This is a genomic window from Flagellimonas sp. (genome assembly GCF_965215805.1).
GTDB lineage: Bacteria > Bacteroidota > Bacteroidia > Flavobacteriales > Flavobacteriaceae > Flagellimonas.
Genome location: NZ_OZ244124.1, coordinates 3,763,183 through 3,779,627 on the forward strand (window position 1 = coordinate 3,763,183; position 16,445 = coordinate 3,779,627).

The window sequence follows — 16,445 nt, forward strand, 5'->3', positions numbered from 1 at the left end:
CAGGCAGGCAGTCGAGACCTACTTTAAGTAAATTCGAGGCAAAGGTTTTGAAATAGCCTTTATCCCTCCTTATGGATTTCCACTTGATGTGGGTATGGAATTTCAATTCCAGCCTCGTCCAAGGCCAACTTACAATTCTCATAAGTAGAGAAATAGACATCCCAATAATCTTCTGGTTTGCAGTAGGGCCGAACAGCAAAATTCACAGAACTATCTGCCAGTTCCATCACATTAACAGAGGGCTTGGGGTCTCTAAGCACTTGCGGATTGGAAGTTAGCACGTTCAAGAGCACCTCCTTAGTCTTTTTGATATCCTCTCCGTAGCCAACTCCCACAACAGTGTCCACCCGAATTTTTCCTTCGGCAGTATAATTGACAATATTACCATTGGCCATAGCTCCATTGGGTACGATGGCCAGTTTATTTTCAGGTGTAATGAGTTTGGTAGTGAAAATTTCAATCTCCTTGACCACCCCGAGCTCCCCTTGGGCCTCAATTAGATCACCTATTCGGTAGGGTTTAAAAACCATTAGCAATACCCCACCGGCAAAATTGGACAGCGATCCCTGTAGAGCTAGACCAACAGCCAAACCAGCAGCGGCAATCACGGCGGCAAAGGTGGTTACATCAACCCCCAATCGTGAAATGACCAAGATGATCAGGAATACCTTGAGCGACCAGGAAATCAAATTCAACAAGAACTTTTGGAGGGACTCCTCGTATTTGCTTTTGGCCATGACTTTTCTTGTGGCCGAAATTATTTTTTTGATAACCCACGAACCAACAATATAAATGAGGATTGCGGTGATCAACTTGGGACCAAACTCTTTGGCCAATTCCAAGCCATAGTTCATCCATTCTTGTGCTTTTTCCATAAGATTCAATTGATTTTGTTAGTGTTCCATGTGTGAGACACTAAGATAGGAAGAAGGTCACTAAATTTAATTTGTTATTGAATGCTAATTTTCAGTACTATCATTAAGCTTTTAAAGTTGTCATCCCCTATAGAAGTTTTCAAGATTATTTCTACAGTTTCTCTACCGCTAAAATTGTCTGCTGGAATAAAAAGATAATTGAGTTTACCTGAAACATCATCTACAACTATCTCACTGGTTTTATATGATTCAGGCTGCTGGGTAATGCTATAACTTCCTTCTGTTGGTTGGCTCCCTAGTTGATATCTTAATTCCTCATTGATTCTGCCATTCAATTCAATCACAGTTGTTGCCAACTCATCCTTGTGCGAGCAACCATTGTAAAAATACACTCCTATTATGAGTACTACCCCAAACATTTTTTTCATTTCTAATAGTTCTTGATTACCAAATATGACGGGGTATGCAGACGAGAAGGTGGTCATAAATGTAAGAAAATATATAAACAAAAATCCCGATAGCAAAGCTATCGGGATTCCATTTTCTGATTGATGTTTATGCTATCCTTTTAAGAACTCCCCTATCTCACCAAGCCCAGCTCCGTCGTAATTTGATTTTTGGATGGCCTGCATTAGTTGTACAATATGGGCTGGGTTCATATCCTTGCCCAAAACACGCACCAAAGCAAACCCTTTGTCTTTGCTGTCACCATAAATAATCACCTCATCAATGGCATCCTCATCGCCAATGTATTTGATGACTCCTTTACCATATTGCGAATTGATCTTCATCAACTCCACAAACTTATCTCCTTTCAAAATCTCCTTGACCTTTACTTTTTCCGCCTTATACTCCGCTACATTATCAGCTGTTTTTTTAAAGGCCAGCAGGTTGAACTTACGCAGGGATTCTATGGCCTCACTTTGGGTTTCGGTCAGATCCACCCCATCCATTTTCAAAATGCTAGCAGGTACATCAATGGCAATAAAATTGGGATTCTCCGAATTGTCCACATAATACTCCTGCAAACTTTGCTGGGACGAACAGGAAGCCAGTAACATCGTCCCTGCAACCACCATACTTTTAATAAAATTTTTCATTTGTACTTTTTTTGACTGAATTAAAAAGCTTAATACTTGGTTCTAATGCCGATCAAGTTTACGAAGCCCTTTGTGCAATTTCATTTTTTTGCTCAAGGAGCCCACCTTGGCCAAATCTATGTCCCCAGTCATGGTCAATAGGACCGTTTCAAAATTACGTCCATGTTTACGGCCATGTTTGTCTTCAATACCTGTCACAAACATCAGCAATTCAGCTACATGATCCTCATCTTTTCCATTTCTGATATAGAAATTAACATGGGTATCTCCATCCTTCACTTTCATAAGCTCTTCCAATTTGGAAGATCTTACGTATTGCTTCATCGTTGCCGACATATCTTCCGAGGCATCTGTATCCTCAGACATAAAAACCTTGATGTTATTGATACTCTTGGCAATTTCAATGAACTCTTGGGTATCCTCGTCCTCATCGTGTGCCATTATTTTGGCGGCAATGCTCAACATTCCCTTGTTAATGGTAACCGTTCCTATACGTTCCGAATCTTCAAATTTATCAAAGATGGACTGGGAAATGCCCAGATATGGCAATACTAATGCCACTAATAATATACTTAGTTTTTTCATGACTGTTGTTTTTTATGATTGATGTTTTACAGTTGACAGCTTACAGCAATCAGCGAATAGCTTAAAAACTGCCAATTGATGCGGATTGCTGTACACTGTTTACTGTATGCTATTCTTTTTTCCCTGCTTTGTTCAACTCTTTGGGCAAGTTCATCTTGTTTGTCAAGGAATTGATTTTATTCAAATCGATATCCCCTGTCAAGGAAAGTAGTACCGTTTCAAACTTTCTGCCATCGGCTTCGATCTCCTTCAATCCGGTCACAAACATCAGCAGTTCGCTTACATGGTCATCATCCTTCCCTTGTTTGATATAGAACTTTACATTGGCATCCTTGTCCTTCACCCGCATCAACTCTTCCATGGTTGAGGACTTTAGATACTTCTGCACCGAAGATTTCATATCGGCCCCAATCTCCTCATTATCCGTAGTAAACACCTTCAAACTTTTAAGACTGCTGGCGATGTCCATAAAATCCTGAGCCTCGGGATCGTCAACCTCAACATCTATCTTGGCCAGCAAATTGAACATGCTTTTATTGACCACCACAGAGGTCACCTCGTCCAAATCCTCAAATCGGTCAAACAGGGATTGTGAAAAACTGGTCAAAGGCATTACGGCCATCATTAAAATTAAAATATTGCGCTTCATCGTTTTTGTTTTAATCGTTGTTGTAAATTTTTTGTTTTGCGACTTCAAACTCCTGTAAGTAGGCTACTTTTTCTGTGCCTTTTCCAAAATTCTCCGCTAGGAGCTCAAAAGCCTTTTTTGTTTCATTATAGGCGTATTCTGCCTGTTTTCTTTCTTGGTATTCATTACCAAAATAGATACCAAAGGTTAAAACAACCACTGCCGCAACGGATAGCCACTTGTAGTAATTTCTTCTAGGTTTTAGTGGAACCTGCTTGGTGTACCGCTCTTCCTTGGCTATGGAAAAATAGTTGAACATGGACTTATATTGCTCCAAATGTGAAGCAACTTCCTTTTGGGAAAAATAAGCCTGCAAGGTCTGCTCCTCGGCCACCGTGGTGGTAGCTTCAAAGTACTTTTCCAATAATTTTTCTATGTTATCCAATTCCATAGTTATGTTTTTTAATCAATTCTTGTCGTACTGCTTTTCTTGCTCTTGAGAGGGTCACGCGGACTGCTGTGGGTTTCATGTCCAAGAGTTCGCATATTTCCTCAAATTCGTATTGCTCCACATCCCGTAGCTGCAATACCATTTTTTGCTGTTCCGGCAATTCTTCCATGATGCGTTCCATCCAACGAACGCTGTCCTCTGCTTCCAATTGTTTTTGCAGGGAGGTCTTTTCGTCCTGATAGTTACTGTGCACCAACTTTAAATTGCTGGCCTGTTTGGATTTTAATCGGTCCAAACAAAAATTCTTGGTCATCGTCATCGCAAAAGCCTCTACGTTTTTGTACTCTCCCATCGACTCGTTCTTTGACCAGAGTTTTAGCAAAATTTCCTGTGTGGCGTCCTCCGCTTCCTCCTTGGAAACCAATAGGCGCTTTGCCAATCGGTACAGCTTGTCCTTAAAGGGCATGACCACGTTTAAAAATTCAGCTTGTTTCATTAGGTTTTGATAGTTGTTGCAAGCTTTCCTATTTGCTTACATTATCACGACGACACATATCGAAATTTGTTACAAAAAATTTGTAATCTGCTCACAAGTGGCTATTTTGGGGTAAAATTTGCTGTAAGAAATTATGAAATAATTCTACAAATTCTATATGCCTCAATGATCTTGTGGAATGATAATTGATGAATTTTACCAAAATTAGCTATGAAAAAACTCCTGTATTTATTTGTTGGGCTTGGTTTGTTACTTGTCAGTTGTAAAAGTGATGACAACGGAATTGACAATCCAAACGACCCAAACAACCCCACCAGTGAAGATCTAGACGCCCAAGCATTTATGTGGAATGCCTTAAACCTTTGGTATTTTTGGCAAGCAGATGTGGATGATCTTGCGGATGACCGCTTCGCCAACGACCAGGAATTCACTGAATTTCTGCAACAACATCCAAATCCTTCGGATTTTTACTTTAACACTTTACTTTTCTCCGAAGATAGATTCAGTTTCTTGAATGAGGATTATGAGGAATTGGTCAACAACCTTTCAGGTGTTTCCAAAAGTAATGGATTGGAATTCGGTCTTGTCCGTTTCTCGGAAGGCAATGGCCTTTTCGGCTATGTGCAGTACATTGTTCCCAATTCCAACGCCTCAACAACAGAAATCAAAAGAGGCGACATTTTTACCCGCGTTGACGGTACAGCACTTACCTCGGATAATTATGTGAGTTTGTTGTTCGGTGACAATGACACCTATACATTGGGCATGGCAGATATCAATGGAACCCAAATCACAGACAACGACACCGAAATAGAATTGACCAAGATTGCCAACCAAGTGGAAGATCCTATTTTGGTTGCTGAAACCCTGGACATCAACGGAACGAAAATTGCCTATTTGATGTACAACCGGTTTTTAAGCAACTTTAATGAGGAACTCAATGCCGCTTTTGGGCAGTTTGTCGCTGATGGAGCCACAGAATTGGTTTTGGACATGCGATATAACCCTGGGGGTTCTGTAAACACCTCCCGCCTTTTGGCCAGTATGATTTACGGCACCAACACCAACGATTTATACATAAGACAACGCTGGAACAGCAAAATCCAAGGACAGTTAAGCCACGAGCAGTTGGAGGACTATTTCGCCAGCACCACAGGTTCCACACCGATCAATACGTTAAACTTGAGTACGGTCTATGTGCTTGCCACGAATAGCTCTGCCTCGGCAAGTGAATTGGTGATGAACGGTTTGGCGCCTTATGTGGATGTTGTCCACATTGGAGAAACAACAAGAGGTAAAAACGAGTTTTCAATTACCTTGGTGGATGATGTTGACAACGCCTATATCTATAGTAGCGATCGGGAGAACCAAATCAATCCTGACAATAGCTGGGGAATTCAACCTTTGGTTGGGAGAAATGAAAATGCGGATGGCTTTTTCGATTACATCGATGGATTGCCACCTGATATCTTTTTGGAGGAAGATTTGGCAAATTTGGGCGTACTTGGCGATCCCACTGAGCCCTTGCTTGCCAGGGCCATTGAGGAGATCACAGGAATGACCGGAAAAAAATCCTACTCCGCGCAAATGCCCGCCAAAGCCTTCACCGGATCTAGGATAGAGACTCCATTAAGAGACAATATGTTTTTGGATAAACCATTACACCTTAACAGATAAAACAAAAGCGGCTTAAAAGCCGCTTTTTTATTTTTCATATTTCCCTTTTTTATACGGGTTGCAAATCAAGATGCATAAACTTTGTTGTCAAGTGCTTAGGTACTTGGATAGCCTCAGGATGAAACACCCCAGCCAGTAATTCAATCCCATTGACCAAGGTGTTGGCGGAGGATTGGGTGAACATATCAAAATCTGCAACGAAGACTTTGTTTTCTCGCACCGCTTTTAAATCGTTCCAACCTTTTTTAGTGGTCAAAATATGCATCTCTTCCAAGGTACGTTTTACGGTAAATCCGCAGGGCGCCACCACCAAAATTTCTGGGTCATATTTCAAAATCTTATCCCAAGGCGTAACAACACTGTCCCCAGATGGATTGGAGAGCATATCAATCCCACCCGCATATCCAATTTGATGGGGAATCCAATGCCCACAGTTAAAAATGGGATCCAACCACTCCATCAACATTATACGTTTGGGTAATGCTTTTGATGCTCTTAGGGCATCCACCACAACATCAATCCGCTTGTTTAAGCCATTTAAATAGGTATAAGCAACCTCCTCTTTCCCCAATGCCTTGGCAATGGTTATCGCAGAGGTAAAGACATCTTCCAAAGATTCGGGGCTGATGGATATCAGCTCAGGCTGCTTGTCCAATTTAGCAACGGCTGCTGCAGTACAGGCCGTATCTATTTGACATATATCGCACATGTCTTGGGTAAAAATGATGTCCGGTGCAATTTTTTCCAATACCGGCTCGTCCACATAGTACAAATCTTTCCCCTGATGCTTACTCGCTGAGAAAAGTGTGTCAATCTCTTTGCTGGACAAATTCTTGCCTTCCAAAATGCACCGAACCACGGGTTGCTTTTCCTTCAATGCCCGTTCCGGGCATTCAAAGGTTACTCCATACAAATGTTCGTTCAAACCCATGTCGTATAGCATCTGGGTAACCGCGGGTAAAAATGAACAAACTTTGAGCATGCTTACAAGATATGGATTATAGATTCAAATGAAATCCAGCACTGATGTTCCTACCTCTTGTGGTAAATCCAATGACTTCTACAAAGTCCTCATTTAAAAGGTTGGAACCATTCAGGAACACCTTTAATCGTTCTGGGATCAATTGGTGTTCCACATATAATCCTACCAATGAAAATGCCTCCAAGGAAACGTTGGAAAATGTACTGAAGTCGGTGTCAAATCGCTCCCCCGTATATGCATAGGTAAAGGACACATTGGTTGTTTCACAGATTTGGTAGCCTGCGGCCAAGTTTACCTTGTGTTTGGGTATTCGGATAGCCGCATCACCCTTGCGCTCGGTGAAGGTGTAATTAGCGTCCAGCGAAAATAGATTTGAAGGATGCCAAGAAAGTTCTACCTCCACCCCACTGGCATCAATCTCATCAGCAACATTGATGCTGGTGAAATTCTGGTCAAATCCTATGGTGTTTTTTTCGTTTCGATTAAAGTAAAGCGTACTTAAGCGTAGTTTGTCATTCACAAAATACTCTACTCCTCCTTCCATAGTCCTGTTCTCTTCGGGTTCCAAGTCTGGATTGGCTCCAAAATCCCCAAACAATTGAATCAGATTGGGGGTGATATACGATGTGGCATACGACCCCAGCAATTTCACATACCCATTTTGGGTTTGAAAAGCATAGCTTGGGTTGATATTATACACAAAGTGGTTGCCATACTCGGAATGGGTATTCAAACGGGCTCCTGTATTCAGGTTAAAACCAAAATCCGAAACGTAAACCACATTGGCATACGGATCCAAAATGGAAAAATCGGCTTCGGAAGAGAACACAGCCTTGTCCTTGATATAATTGACTCCCAAAATGGTATGCCATTTTTCGTCAATGACATATTTATTATAGGCATCCAAGACCCAATTGTCAGCTTCAGAAGTACTTTCGCCAAAAGTGCTGACATTAAAGGAATCGTAGGTGGAATAGGCCGAATTCACATGAATTGAGCCACTGCCATAGTTGATTACGGATGCCAGTCCAACTCTTTCCTGTTCTACCCTTGAACTATTGGGCGCTTCCATGCGATCAGCATCAAAATCAGTGGTGAATTTGGTTTGGTTTCCATAAACCGACAACTCAAAATTTTCCGAAAACTCATACCCCAATTTTATATTGGTAGCAAAATGGGAGGTATTATCCTCTTCGTTTTCTGGAGTAACCGCCGCGGAAAGGCCACTGGAATAGCGGTTGGAAAAATCCACGCCATAACTGAACTTCTTCAGTTGCCCACTAACCGAAGCACCATTCGTCATACTGCCCAAATTTCCATTGGTATCATCCGCTGTCTGGTTGGTACCGATACTAGATCTAAAACTTCCGGAAATAGGTCGTTCAGCACCTTTTTTGGTAGTAATGTTGATGACGGCTGTTGCTGCATTGGTACCATACAGGGTACTCGCCGCCCCTTTAATGATCTCAATGGATTCAATATTGGCGGTAGATAACAGTCGAAGGTCATATTCCTGGGAAAAGGAAGAAGGATCGGATACCCGTACCCCATCTATAATTACCAATGCTTGTCGCCCACGACCACCACGGGCAAACACTCCAAAAACGGAGCCATCCCTACCGCGGCTGCCCGTAATCTCAATCCCACTTTTGGTATTGATCAGTTCTGCCACCGTTCTTCCTTGGTTGCGTTCCAATTCCTCAGCGGAAATCTTAATCACAGTTTTACCCGAGTTTTCCCGTTTTAGGGCAAAACGCGAATCGCTCACCACAACCTCATTCAGTTGGGTAAGCTGCAGGGAATCTTGCTGAATATCCTGCGCAGCAAGCCCCTGGCCCGCCAAAATAGCGGTACAAATCCATAAATTTCTTTTTTTCATTTCGTTTAAGTGAATAAACGGGAGAATAGTATGCTGTCCCATACGTAAACCTTTATCCCGAAAGTTTAACAATGTTTGTTTGAACTTGGCAGGTCTCCTGACTTGTCTAACGCTGTTTTGCCTTCCCATCCCTTAGAACAGTGGCTTTGAAGAAAACAACATCCCTTTAATGAGGTGCCAAATCAACACTTCGACTTCGCTCAGCGAAATGCTTGGCATAAACTTACAGTTGCGGGAACAGTTCCGGATTTACACCGGATTCCCTTTTAATCCTACGGGTAACCTACTCGCAGGAACCAAAATTCAGGGCGAAAGTAATCATTCTGTTTAATCTTTTTTTGAAAAAGTTAAATAATCTTACTTTTGACGGCATGGGATCCCATCGTTTATACAAAGCGTCTTTTGCGCTACTCCTACTGTTTTTGGTTAACGGATGTGCCGAAAAAAGGAAGGCACCCAAAGTTGAACAACATGTGCAGGCATCTGGAATAAAACACGCCACGGGTTTTACCATCCAATCAGAAGGAGATATCACAGTCATTGAGGTTTCCTCGGCATGGCCAGGCTCAAAAACTTCTTTTACCTATGCTTTGGTTCCTAAAGAAAAACTAGCTTCCATTACCCTCCCCGCAGATGCCTATGACGCCATTGTAGCCACCCCCGTGGAGCGAATGGTAGTAACTTCCACCACCCACATCCCGTCGCTGGAAGCCTTGGGGCAGCTTGGAGCGGTTGTAGGTTTTCCCAATACGGATTTGATAAGCTCACCAAGTACCCGAAAGCGAATTGACCAAGGACAAATAAGGGAACTGGGCAGCAATGAAAACATCAATACGGAAATTACTTTGGAACTAAACCCTGAAGTGATTGTGGGTTTTGGAATCAATGATACCAACAAAGCTTACGAAACCATTCAAAAATCAGGCATTCCGTTGGTATACAATGGTGACTGGACAGAGGCAACCCCATTGGGCAAAGCAGAATGGATCAAATTTTTTGCACCCTTCTTTAATAAAGAGACCGAGGCAGAGCGCATTTTTAATTCCATTGAAGCGGATTACGAGAAGGCAAAGATACTGGCTCTACAAGCCAAGGAGAAGCCAACCGTTCTTACGGGGGGATTGTATAAAGATGTTTGGTATGTGGCAGGAGGAAACAGTTGGATGGCCCAATTTCTTCAGGATGCCAATGCGGACTATCTATGGGCAGAAACGTCAGAAAGTGGTAGCATTGGCTTGAGCTTGGAAGTTGTTCTTGCCACAGGTTCACAGGCCGATTTTTGGTTCAATCCATCCTTGCATGCGTCATACCAAGAATTGTTACAGGCCAACTCCCATTACCAACAGTTTGAAGCTTTTTCCCGCAAAAGTGTATTTTCCAATGCTGTCAAAAAGGGAGAAACAGGCGGGTTACTTTTTTATGAGTTGGCTCCTCAGCGACCAGATTTGGTACTTAAGGATCTCATCTGCCTCCTGCATCCTGGATTACTCCAGGATTACGAACCTCACTTTTTTATGCCCTTGCACTAAATGAGTTCGAACCGGTCATATTCCATAGCATTTACTCTGATAACCCTGGCACTTCTTTTGGCCTTTTTGCTTAACATAAGCTCAGGTTCCGTCTTGATTCCATTTGAAGCCGTGCTCAATCTCATTTTTGGAGGAAGCGCCGAAGTGGAATCATGGAATTACATCCTGTGGAATTATAGAATGCCAAAGGCTTTTACCTCCGTTTTGGTTGGCGGCGGGCTTGCTTTAAGTGGCTTGCTCATGCAGACCTTATTTCGGAATCCCTTGGCAGGCCCATTTGTGTTGGGTATCAGTTCTGGAGCCAGTTTGGGAGCTGCATTACTGTTGATGGGAACTTCGCTCATAGCCGGATTCGCGGCCATGCCCTTTCTTAATGATATTTCCGTGGTTATTGCTGCCAGTCTGGGCAGTTTTTTGGTTCTCCTCGTGGTATTACTTGTTGCCAATCGTATTAAGGACACCATGGCCCTCTTGATCATCGGTTTGATGTTTGGAAGCATTACTGCGGCTATTGTGAGTGTTTTGGCTTATTTCACTAGTGCCGAGAATTTACAGCGGTTTGTTTTTTGGTCATTTGGCAGTGTGGGAAATTTATCCTCCCAACAGGTAACATTACTAGGTGCTATTGTAGGCTTGGGAACCCTTTTGGCCGTTTTTTCCATCAAACGGTTGAATGCTTTTTTATTAGGCGAGAACTATGCTCAAAGTTTGGGGGTTTCCTTAAAAAGATCAAGGTTGACCATTATCATCGCAACTGGAATATTGGCTGGTGGTGTTACTGCCTTTGCCGGGCCTATAGCCTTTGTGGGGCTAGCAGTACCGCATTTGACCCGTCAAATATTTGATACTATGGAACATCGTATTCTAATTCCTGCAGTGTTCTTGTATGGTGCCATTCTTATGCTGTTATGTGATGTATTGGCCCAACTGCCCAACTCTGCCAATATTCTGCCCATCAATGCCATTACATCTCTTGTTGGGGCTCCAGTGGTCATTTGGTTGTTGGTACGAAAACGTAAAATGTTGTTTTGATGCAAAAACCCGACCACCTAAATATCAGCGTGAAGGACTTAGCCGTGGGCTATAAGGATCGGACGGTTTGTCAGTACATCGATTTGCAATTGTCAGAAGGTGAGCTTTGTGCCATTGTTGGCGTCAATGGTATTGGGAAATCCACCCTGATCAGAACACTTGGGAATTTGCAGCCTAAATTGGAGGGAGCAATCCAAATTTCTGGAAAAAACTTGGAGAATTTTGACACCGACGAGCTCGCCAAGACGTTGAGTGTGGTTCTTACCGAACCACCTGCTTCCAAAAATTTGAGGGTGCAGGAGTTAATCGCGTTGGGAAGACAACCGTACACCAATTGGATTGGAACTTTGACCTTGGAGGATAAAAGACACGTCCAAACCAACCTTAAAGCCTTTCTGTTGGAGGAATTGAAATTTCGAAAATGTCATGAACTCAGCGATGGACAATTGCAAAGGGTACTTATTGCAAGGGCCGCTGCACAAAACACGCCAGTAGTGCTGTTGGATGAGCCCACTACCCATTTAGATCTGTACCATAAGGTGCAAATTCTTAAAATGCTGCAACAATTGGCCCATCAAAGCAAAAAGACCATCGTATTTACCACCCATGAAATAGATTTGGCCATTCAACTATGTGATAAAATCCTGATTTTGGACGGCAAGAGCAATCCTTTTGGCACTCCATCGGAATTGATCCAGCAAAAACATTTTGAGCAACTTTTTCCTTCGGATATGGTAAAGTTTGATTCGAGTAGCGGTTCATTTAAGGTGAAAAAGTAATGTTATTTCCCATTTTCCCACATGAGGGAATCCTTTATCTTTATCCTTAGATTTACAATTTATGAACGAAGCATTGATTTATATCATCGTAGGGCTGCTGATGGCTGGGCTTGGACTGTTTTTGGGCATCTACATCCAAAAATTGAAAACCAAATCCAACGAAGATGTATGGGGGGAGCGGGAACAGCAGTTGAATTCATCCATTCGGACGTTGAATGATAAATTATTGGCCACTGATGAGGAAAAAAAGCAATTGCAAAATGAAAAAGAGCAGCAGAGCAACCAAATAGTTCGTTACCAAGCCGATTTGGAAAACCTGCAACGCATCAATACGGAACAAAAAGAGGAGGTTGAAAAGCTTCAGGAAAAATTTACCAAGGAATTTGAAAACTTGGCCAATAAAATTCTGGATGAAAAGAGTACCAAATTCACTGAGCAGAACCAAAAGAACATCAAACAGATATTAAGCCCGCTTCAGGAAAAAATCCAACTCTTTGAAAAAAAGGTTGAGGCCACGCAAAAGGAGAACATCAGCATACATTCCGCATTAAAAGAACAATTGCTCAACCTTCAAAACCAGAATTTAAAAATTACCCAGGAAGCAGAAAATCTGACCAAAGCCTTAAAAGGTGATAGCAAAATGCAGGGGAACTGGGGGGAATTGGTGCTGGAGCGGGTGTTGGAAAAATCAGGATTGGAGAAGGATCGGGAATATAGTGTGCAGCAAAGTTTTACCCGTGAAGACGGTTCCCGAGTGTTGCCCGATGTAATCATCAACTTGCCTGATGGTAAAAAAATGGTTGTGGATTCCAAGGTTTCACTTACAGATTATGAGCGCTACACCAATGCTGACGAAGAAACCAAAGAGAAACATCTGAAAGACCATATCAACTCCTTACGAAAACACGTGGAGCAGCTTTCCTCCAAAAAATACGAGGATCTCTATGAAATGGAAAGTCCCGATTTTGTGTTGCTCTTTGTTCCCATTGAGCCCGCTTTTGCCGTGGCCATCAACCAGGATAGTTCAATATATGTAAAGGCATTTGAACAGAATATTGTAATCGTTACCCCTTCAACCCTGTTGGCTACCCTAAGAACCATAGATACCATGTGGAGCAATGAGAAGCAGCAAAAAAACGCCATTGAAATTGCAAGGCAAGCTGGTGCCCTTTATGACAAATTTGAAGGTTTTGTTACCGATTTGACCAAGGTGGGCAAGAAAATGGATGAAGCCAAAAACGAGTATCGTGGAGCTATGAACAAATTGGTAGAAGGCAGGGGCAATATTGTCACCAGCATAGAAAGATTGAAAAAAATGGGTGCCAAAGCCAAAAAATCCATTCCCGAGCCCATTTTAAAAAGGGCCCAAGAAGACGATTACGAAGAACCTCAATTGGAGCTCTAAACCTTATCCACCTTTTAGAAATTGTCATGAAAAAATTCAAAACCGCTAAGGAATCCAAAGTGTCCATCACTGAGCTCATGCTACCCTCCCACTCCAATTTTGGTGGAAAGGTTCATGGGGGACATATTTTAAATTTAATGGACCAAATTGCATTTGCCTGCGCCTCCAAACATTCGCAAGCCTATTGTGTCACTGCTTCTGTGAATCGGGTTAATTTTTTGAATCCGATTGAGGTTGGGGAGTTGGTAACCCTGAAAGCGGCCATCAATTATACCGGACGGACCTCTATGGTGGTAGGCGTTCGCGTTGAGTCGGAAAATGTACAAACCGGGGAAACCAAGCACTGCAATTCCTCTTATTTCACCATGGTTGCCAAAAATGGGGAGGGCAAGAACATTCCCGTTCCGGGATTGATTGTTGAGGACAATCAAGGATTACGGCGTTTTGCACGAAGTATGGAACGAAAGACTTCAGCCTACGATCGGGATACCAAATACAGCTCCAAAAAGTTTGTGGCCAAAGAATACTTTCACTTGTTGGATGGGGAAAATGTAAAGCTGGAAGTTAACTAAGTAAAGAAGCTGCTTCCCGGTCCATAAACCAGCTCAAATTTCCTGAAACTGGATTTACCAGTGCCGCTGGGTAATCTTTAAATCCTTCGTATTGTCCAATGATGGTCTGCACCTTTTCAGCTTTTGATTGTCCTGTGACCAAAAAAGCTACCTCCTTGGCTGTATTGATCACTTTCCCATTGATAGAAACCCTTTTTTGACCTGATTCGGGATGGGTTGCCACCACGCAATGGTCCGCCGCTTCCCAAAGGTCTATCTCATGAGGAAAAATGGAAGCCGTATGCCCATCATCTCCCATCCCCAGAATGACCAAATCGAATTGGGGAACCCCTTGTACCCTATCCAAATTGATTTCAAGGAGGTTGGCATAACGCATAGCTTCTGGATTTGGGTCATTTTCCCCTAAAACGCGATGTATATTTTCTTGGGGCACATTGATCTTTGAAAATAGATGCTCCAAAGTCATTTTGTAATTGCTTTGATCATCAGTTGGTGGAACGCAACGTTCATCCCCCCAATAAAAATGAATCTTGCTCCAATCTATATTGTCTCCAAACTTTTCAGCTAGAATATCAAAAACAATTTTGGGCGTGCTACCTCCTGAAAGTGCCACATGGAACTCAGCTTTATCCTTGACCAAATTCTCAAAATAAGCAGAGAACTGTTCAGCTACTTCCTGTTTGTCTTTAAATATTTTTAGTTCCATTTTTATCTTCCTATATAGTTTGTTCTCGACTGCGCTCGAACTGACAACTGATTACTGGTTACTGATAACTGATAACTGAACCTAGCATATCACACAATAACCTGGATCCTCCGCCAAGCTTTCCCCTGGATTCCGCCAAGAGCCCAAATCGTCTAAAAGTTCATCCGCATTTTCAGGGCCCCAAACCCCCGCTGCATAACCATACATGCGGACATCTTTTCCATTTTTCCAATAATTCAAAATAGGATCTACAAACTCCCATGCCGCTTCCACTTCATCCGCTCTGGCATACAAAGTCGCATCGCCTTGCATAGCGTCCAAAAGAAGACGCTCATAGGCCTCCATGACATAGGTTTGGGCCAAACTCGAGTAGTAAAAGTCCAAATTGGCTCGTTCTACCTTAAACCCTTGCCCAGGTACCTTTACTCCAAACTTCATCAAAATACCTTCATCCGGTTGAATACGGATAATCAGTTTGTTGTCTTTGCTATTAACTCCAGAATCCTTAAAAATCTGGTGGTGAGGGGTCTTGAAGTGAATAACCACCTCGGTAACCTTGGTCGGCATCCGTTTAGCCGTTCGCACGTAGAAGGGAACACCTTCCCATCGCCAGTTGTCCACAAAAAATTTGATGGCAGCATAGGTTTCCGTAGTGGAATTGGAATCCACACCATCTTCTTCGCGATATCCTTTAACCTTCTCCCCTTTTACCTCAGATGCCACATACTGTGCCCTAATGGTATTATCCCACAGCGTTTTTTCATCGGTCATAATTCGCAATGATTTTAGGGCTTTCACCTTTTCATTTCTGATTTCCTCCGGTTGATCACCAATGGGGGGTTCCATGACCACCAAGGATACAATTTGCAACAGGTGATTCTGGAACATGTCCCGAAGTGCCCCTGATTTATCATAATATCCACCTCTTTTCTCGACCCCAACACTTTCAGCATTGGTAATTTCAACATGGTGGATATAATTTCTGTTCCAGAGTGGTTCAAAAATGCTGTTGGAGAATCGGGTGACCAATAGATTTTGCACTGTTTCCTTCCCAAGGTAATGATCAATCCTATAAATCTGCGGTTCCGTAAAAAATCGGTGAAGTCCAGCATTTAATTCTCTGGCTGTCTCCAAACTATAGCCAAATGGCTTCTCCACAATCAATCTTTTCCAGCCATTATTTTGGGTGCTCATCCCAGCATCTGCCAAACGTTGCGCTATGGTTTCGTACAAGGTAGGTGGCGTGGACAGGTAGTAGATAATGTTGCCTGAGGTATTATGTTCCTTTTTTAGGTTCTCCACCCTCGCCCTTAAACCCTGATAATCCGTGTCGTAGGCACCCCCTAAATCTTCATAAAACAACTTGTCCGCAAAGCCCCTAATGTAGTTCTCCTTAAGGTCTTCAATTTTTTCCTTCAAATAAGGGCTGTTAAAAACCACTTTATCCCGAAATGCCTCATCCGTTAGATCACTTCGGCTGGCTCCCAAAACCACAAAGTTTTCAGGTAATTGTCTGGCTACATATAAATTAAAGAGTGCTGGTATCAACTTTCTGGCCGTCAAGTCGCCCGAGGCACCAAAAATGACAAGAATTTGGTTGTCCGTCTTTTTCATAATTACATCTGAAAGTTAATCTTTTGAATCTTAAAAAAAATGACATGGAAATCACGAAACCATAAAAATGTTTTACGTTCCCATTTTATTTTTGAGCATGACGAATATAACGTTTATTTTAGGTTCACGATTCAA

The 16,445-nt window shown here is 42.5% G+C and carries 17 protein-coding genes and 1 riboswitch; of the genes, 6 read left to right on the forward strand and 11 right to left on the reverse strand.

The features are described from left to right. Positions 1–59: 59 nt before the first annotated feature. From ACOOE0_RS16690 to ACOOE0_RS16720, 7 genes are all read right to left on the reverse strand, one after another. Positions 60–875 (reverse strand): mechanosensitive ion channel family protein, encoded by an 816-nt coding sequence (locus ACOOE0_RS16690; protein WP_420400042.1) that lies wholly within the window; start codon positions 873–875, stop codon positions 60–62. Positions 876–949: 74 nt separating this feature from the next. Beyond that, entirely contained in the window at positions 950–1,303 is a 354-nt protein-coding gene (locus ACOOE0_RS16695) for a hypothetical protein (protein ID WP_420400043.1), read from the reverse strand. Between the two features lie 132 nt (positions 1,304–1,435). Continuing rightward, the gene (locus ACOOE0_RS16700) at positions 1,436–1,975 is read right to left on the reverse strand and encodes a DUF4252 domain-containing protein (RefSeq protein WP_420400044.1); all 540 of its coding nucleotides are present in this window, start codon (positions 1,973–1,975) and stop codon (positions 1,436–1,438) included. A gap of 42 nt (positions 1,976–2,017) precedes the next feature. Continuing rightward, positions 2,018–2,560: a DUF4252 domain-containing protein gene (locus ACOOE0_RS16705; protein ID WP_420400045.1), complete on the reverse strand. Its 543-nt coding sequence runs from the start codon at positions 2,558–2,560 to the stop codon at positions 2,018–2,020. Positions 2,561–2,669: 109 nt separating this feature from the next. Continuing rightward, on the reverse strand, positions 2,670–3,209 hold the full coding sequence (locus ACOOE0_RS16710) for a DUF4252 domain-containing protein (protein ID WP_420400046.1): 540 nt from the start codon (positions 3,207–3,209) through the stop codon (positions 2,670–2,672). A 10-nt stretch (positions 3,210–3,219) separates the two neighbouring features. Continuing rightward, the gene (locus ACOOE0_RS16715) at positions 3,220–3,639 is read right to left on the reverse strand and encodes a hypothetical protein (RefSeq protein WP_420400047.1); all 420 of its coding nucleotides are present in this window, start codon (positions 3,637–3,639) and stop codon (positions 3,220–3,222) included. Then, positions 3,626–4,135 (reverse strand): RNA polymerase sigma factor, encoded by a 510-nt coding sequence (locus ACOOE0_RS16720; RefSeq protein WP_420400048.1) that lies wholly within the window; start codon positions 4,133–4,135, stop codon positions 3,626–3,628. Before ACOOE0_RS16720 ends, ACOOE0_RS16715 begins: the two co-directional genes overlap by 14 nt. 210 nt (positions 4,136–4,345) lie before the next feature. Between ACOOE0_RS16720 and ACOOE0_RS16725 the strand changes: the two genes are divergently transcribed. Further along, on the forward strand, positions 4,346–5,812 hold the full coding sequence (locus ACOOE0_RS16725) for a S41 family peptidase (protein ID WP_420400049.1): 1,467 nt from the start codon (positions 4,346–4,348) through the stop codon (positions 5,810–5,812). 49 nt (positions 5,813–5,861) lie between these two features. On the opposite strand, the gene ACOOE0_RS16730 is transcribed toward ACOOE0_RS16725, so the two are convergent. Both ACOOE0_RS16730 and ACOOE0_RS16735 read right to left on the reverse strand, forming a co-directional pair. Further along, positions 5,862–6,794: an ABC transporter substrate-binding protein gene (locus tag ACOOE0_RS16730; RefSeq protein WP_420400050.1), complete on the reverse strand. Its 933-nt coding sequence runs from the start codon at positions 6,792–6,794 to the stop codon at positions 5,862–5,864. 16 nt (positions 6,795–6,810) lie between these two features. Then, positions 6,811–8,673, reverse strand: a complete 1,863-nt coding sequence (locus ACOOE0_RS16735; protein WP_420400051.1) for a TonB-dependent receptor plug domain-containing protein — start codon at positions 8,671–8,673, stop codon at positions 6,811–6,813. Positions 8,674–8,742: 69 nt separating this feature from the next. After that, positions 8,743–8,989, reverse strand: a riboswitch (cobalamin riboswitch). Positions 8,990–9,011: 22 nt separating this feature from the next. Here ACOOE0_RS16735 and ACOOE0_RS16740 point away from each other — a divergent pair. From ACOOE0_RS16740 to ACOOE0_RS16760, 5 genes are all read left to right on the forward strand, one after another. After that, positions 9,012–10,202, forward strand: coding sequence for an ABC transporter substrate-binding protein (locus ACOOE0_RS16740; protein WP_420400052.1), 1,191 nt, complete (start codon positions 9,012–9,014; stop codon positions 10,200–10,202). Then, on the forward strand, positions 10,203–11,234 hold the full coding sequence (locus tag ACOOE0_RS16745) for an iron chelate uptake ABC transporter family permease subunit (RefSeq protein ID WP_420400053.1): 1,032 nt from the start codon (positions 10,203–10,205) through the stop codon (positions 11,232–11,234). Then, positions 11,234–12,013, forward strand: a complete 780-nt coding sequence (locus ACOOE0_RS16750) for an ABC transporter ATP-binding protein (protein ID WP_420400054.1) — start codon at positions 11,234–11,236, stop codon at positions 12,011–12,013. The genes ACOOE0_RS16745 and ACOOE0_RS16750 overlap by 1 nt, the downstream gene beginning before the upstream one ends. Positions 12,014–12,074: 61 nt before the next feature. Further along, entirely contained in the window at positions 12,075–13,418 is a 1,344-nt protein-coding gene (rmuC, locus tag ACOOE0_RS16755; protein ID WP_420400055.1) for a DNA recombination protein RmuC, read from the forward strand. A 26-nt stretch (positions 13,419–13,444) separates the two neighbouring features. Beyond that, the gene (locus ACOOE0_RS16760) at positions 13,445–13,990 is read left to right on the forward strand and encodes an acyl-CoA thioesterase (protein ID WP_420400056.1); all 546 of its coding nucleotides are present in this window, start codon (positions 13,445–13,447) and stop codon (positions 13,988–13,990) included. Here ACOOE0_RS16760 and pgl read toward each other — a convergent pair. Beyond that, positions 13,983–14,696, reverse strand: a complete 714-nt coding sequence (pgl, locus tag ACOOE0_RS16765; protein WP_420400057.1) for a 6-phosphogluconolactonase — start codon at positions 14,694–14,696, stop codon at positions 13,983–13,985. The genes ACOOE0_RS16760 and pgl overlap by 8 nt on opposite strands. 81 nt (positions 14,697–14,777) lie before the next feature. Beyond that, positions 14,778–16,310, reverse strand: coding sequence for a glucose-6-phosphate dehydrogenase (gene zwf / locus ACOOE0_RS16770; RefSeq protein WP_420400058.1), 1,533 nt, complete (start codon positions 16,308–16,310; stop codon positions 14,778–14,780). Between the last annotated feature and the right edge of the window lie 135 nt (positions 16,311–16,445).

What these genes read in the sequence shown, in the direction of transcription:
- ACOOE0_RS16690 (WP_420400042.1), bottom strand. Translation starts at nt 875, where the DNA reads ATGGAAAAAGCACAAGAATGGATGAACTATGGCTTGGAATTGGCCAAA.
- ACOOE0_RS16695 (WP_420400043.1), bottom strand. Translation starts at nt 1,303, where the DNA reads ATGAAAAAAATGTTTGGGGTAGTACTCATAATAGGAGTGTATTTTTAC.
- ACOOE0_RS16700 (WP_420400044.1), bottom strand. Translation starts at nt 1,975, where the DNA reads ATGAAAAATTTTATTAAAAGTATGGTGGTTGCAGGGACGATGTTACTG.
- ACOOE0_RS16705 (WP_420400045.1), bottom strand. Translation starts at nt 2,560, where the DNA reads ATGAAAAAACTAAGTATATTATTAGTGGCATTAGTATTGCCATATCTG.
- ACOOE0_RS16710 (WP_420400046.1), bottom strand. Translation starts at nt 3,209, where the DNA reads ATGAAGCGCAATATTTTAATTTTAATGATGGCCGTAATGCCTTTGACC.
- ACOOE0_RS16715 (WP_420400047.1), bottom strand. Translation starts at nt 3,639, where the DNA reads ATGGAATTGGATAACATAGAAAAATTATTGGAAAAGTACTTTGAAGCT.
- ACOOE0_RS16720 (WP_420400048.1), bottom strand. Translation starts at nt 4,135, where the DNA reads ATGAAACAAGCTGAATTTTTAAACGTGGTCATGCCCTTTAAGGACAAG.
- ACOOE0_RS16725 (WP_420400049.1), top strand. Translation starts at nt 4,346, where the DNA reads ATGAAAAAACTCCTGTATTTATTTGTTGGGCTTGGTTTGTTACTTGTC.
- ACOOE0_RS16730 (WP_420400050.1), bottom strand. Translation starts at nt 6,794, where the DNA reads ATGCTCAAAGTTTGTTCATTTTTACCCGCGGTTACCCAGATGCTATAC.
- ACOOE0_RS16735 (WP_420400051.1), bottom strand. Translation starts at nt 8,673, where the DNA reads ATGAAAAAAAGAAATTTATGGATTTGTACCGCTATTTTGGCGGGCCAG.
- ACOOE0_RS16745 (WP_420400053.1), top strand. Translation starts at nt 10,203, where the DNA reads ATGAGTTCGAACCGGTCATATTCCATAGCATTTACTCTGATAACCCTG.
- ACOOE0_RS16750 (WP_420400054.1), top strand. Translation starts at nt 11,234, where the DNA reads ATGCAAAAACCCGACCACCTAAATATCAGCGTGAAGGACTTAGCCGTG.
- rmuC (WP_420400055.1), top strand. Translation starts at nt 12,075, where the DNA reads ATGAACGAAGCATTGATTTATATCATCGTAGGGCTGCTGATGGCTGGG.
- ACOOE0_RS16760 (WP_420400056.1), top strand. Translation starts at nt 13,445, where the DNA reads ATGAAAAAATTCAAAACCGCTAAGGAATCCAAAGTGTCCATCACTGAG.
- pgl (WP_420400057.1), bottom strand. Translation starts at nt 14,696, where the DNA reads ATGGAACTAAAAATATTTAAAGACAAACAGGAAGTAGCTGAACAGTTC.
- zwf (WP_420400058.1), bottom strand. Translation starts at nt 16,310, where the DNA reads ATGAAAAAGACGGACAACCAAATTCTTGTCATTTTTGGTGCCTCGGGC.